The following is a 1,835-nucleotide window of genomic DNA, read 5'->3' as shown; positions in this document are numbered from 1 at the left end:
CCTCTTTCTCCGCTGATAAAGTTGTCAAAAAAAACTTTAAAAGTCAAAACCCTTTAAACATTACGTTTAGAGGGTTTTTTGTTTTTGGTATATATTCAAAATACGATTATATATCAAAGTTAGGTTACCCTATAGGTTACCTTTGAAATTCAGAAAAACAGGGTAACTAAATCATTTAGGGAATCCTTGGGAATCCCTCGCTAACCTCATATATTACTGATAATTTTACAAAAAACTAAAAACGTAATGTTATGATTAAAACATTTTTCTATCTAAAAACAGACAAGTAAAACAACGAAGGAGAGTTACCTATTTTTGCCGAAATTGCACTGCAAGGCAAAACAACAACTCTAAGAACTGGTAAATTTATCAATAAAGAACGCTGGAAATCGACTAACAAGCTAAAGAACACGCTCCGTTTAAATACCGATAAGATAAGTAAATCAATCATAGACTTACTAGAAACAAAAATTGAATCTACTTATTTAGAACTATCGAAGAGCGACCCAAACACAGCAGGAATAAATTCAATGGTAAAACAATTGGAATAAGTGAAATAAACATTCTTAAGCTATTCCAAAAACACAACGATTCTTTCAGAAGAAAATTTGAGGCTGGAGAACGAAGCAAAGCATCTCTGCAAAAATATAATAGAGCGAAAGATTTATTAACTAATTACATTAAGGTAAAATATGGAAAAACATCAATCCAAATTACTGACATTGACAATCAATTTGTGTATAACCTCGAATCATATCTGAAATATGAATCTATGTTTAATAGTCAAGTTGGTATTAGCCATAATTCAGTCGTTAAATATTTCCAATGTTTCAAAACCATATGTAAATATGGTATTAAAAGAAATCTAATTAAGAACAATCCATTTTTAGTTTATAATGAAAAACTTGTTATAAGAGACGCTATATTTCTAACCAAAGATGAACTTGAAACTCCGCCATCTACTAATCTAGGTTTTACTCTTTTATAATCTTCATTATTATTAAAATAGTCTTTGAATATTTTAACTGGTGTAAAAATAAAGGGAACACACGTTGAAGCCGCTACTGCTTTAGCTATTGGGAAGTTTTTGTGATTGAAAAAAATTGGGATGCCTCCATCCTTTGGATAGCGATAAGAAGAATCACTCATTTTTTTCTTAGAAAATATAAAGAGCGTACCTGTCTCAGCATTAGTTGCATTAATTGCTAGTATAACTTCGTCTTTAAAACTCGACAACGTTTTACCCTTAAAAAAGTACTTATCATAAGCTTGTTCAATTATTTTACTAAAAGGAAACAAATCAAATTGAAAAAATAAAATGATTACTATAATTGCTACTAACATATTCAAAACTATCCAAGAAACACTAGTAAAAAGTAAACCAACCATACTCGAAAAAAGTAGAAAAAGTACAAACGCTGGAATTAGAGAAAAACGTGACAACAGAATACGTTTAATCACACTCTTCTTAACACCTTTTAGCAGAACATTTTCAAACTTGTCAAAATCTTGCCCATATAACCCATAAAGCGCACCAGTAATTGAACCACCAGAGTTTATTGACATAACATCAACATGTTTCAAAAGACCTAGTTCTTTGAGCTTCCTTAAATGTGCCTAAATGATAAACCGTATCTCTATAGCCCCGCCTGATAAGCTCAGGCCTATTTTTTTCCATTTTTCATAATTTTTAATTTGAATATCCGTAATACATCACAATTAAAAATTTATTCATAAATTAGCTAAAAATTCCACCATATGAATATCTTCAGTTTTACAGCAAATTTTGATAGTGAAGCTTCTTGTATCGCTCACTTTAAAGCACATCGTGATAA

General features: G+C 30.3%; 1 protein-coding gene and 2 pseudogenes. 2 read left to right on the top strand and 1 reads right to left on the bottom strand.

Annotated elements, in window-relative coordinates:
• Window positions 1-302: 302 nt before the first annotated feature.
• A pseudogene (locus P8K68_RS14915) lies at window positions 303-551 on the top strand (hypothetical protein); the annotation flags it as partial.
• Complete coding sequence (locus tag P8K68_RS14910; RefSeq protein ID WP_366143734.1) at window positions 476-988, top strand: phage integrase SAM-like domain-containing protein; 513 nt, start codon at window positions 476-478, stop codon at window positions 986-988. The pseudogene P8K68_RS14915 and the gene P8K68_RS14910, both read left to right, overlap by 76 nt.
• On the opposite strand, the pseudogene P8K68_RS07190 reads toward P8K68_RS14910, so the two are convergent.
• Window positions 892-1,602 (bottom strand): annotated as a pseudogene (locus tag P8K68_RS07190) (patatin-like phospholipase family protein); the annotation flags it as partial. The gene P8K68_RS14910 and the pseudogene P8K68_RS07190 overlap by 97 nt on opposite strands.
• Window positions 1,603-1,835: the final 233 nt, after the last annotated feature.

Source organism: Algibacter sp. (genome assembly GCF_029245835.1).
Taxonomy (GTDB): Bacteria; Bacteroidota; Bacteroidia; order Flavobacteriales; family Flavobacteriaceae; genus Algibacter_B.
Note: the sequence above shows the minus strand (reverse complement) of the source record. Positions and strands in the feature narration are given on the sequence as shown.